The sequence below is a fragment of the Citrobacter sp. VF227 genome (assembly GCF_052950715.1).
Genome location: NZ_JBRFVF010000243.1, coordinates 1 through 524, shown reverse-complemented (window position 1 = coordinate 524; position 524 = coordinate 1). Strand labels below are relative to the sequence as shown.

Below are 524 nucleotides of genomic sequence, written 5' to 3'. Positions count from 1 at the left end.
ATATGCGCCACTGCTGGACCGGGTTTGCTGGAAGAGGGTTTGCCCTTGTCATTGCGCTTACCCTGATAGCCGACACTCAAGGTCACGCTGTTGTCCGTTTTCTTACCCGACAGCGCGAAGGCCATCAGGCAAACCAGCAACAGCGCCTTGTCAGCATCATCCAGAGAACGCTGTATCTGCCCCTGACTCAGCACGGTGGTATTGCCGGTGGAAACCTCGGGCAGCACCGCGCCAAAGCTTTGCACCGCGGCAGCCGAAATAGCCGGCATTTGCAGAAAGGGTCGCTCGCCAAACAGATAAAACCGCTCGTGCCACTGGCCCAGATAATCCAGGCAACGCTGGGCCAACCCTGACCCGCCCAGCGCACGCCATTCTTGCTCATCGGCTGGCGTGGCTGCTGCCTGGGCAATGGCCAGGAGCAACTTCATCAACGCAATTTTCTGCACCGGGTTGCCGCCCAGGCTGCGGTATTCGGAGTTGCTGAATACCTGTCGCAAGCTGACACGGCCAACATCGGCAATGGG

1 protein-coding gene is annotated in these 524 nt (G+C 59.2%); it reads right to left on the bottom strand.

Features of this window, described 5'->3' with window-relative positions:
* A partial coding sequence (gene casA, locus ACU8YC_RS26125) for a type I-E CRISPR-associated protein Cse1/CasA (RefSeq protein WP_446896133.1) occupies positions 1 to 521 on the bottom strand: 521 nt, incomplete at its 3' end.
* Positions 522 to 524 lie beyond the last annotated feature (3 nt).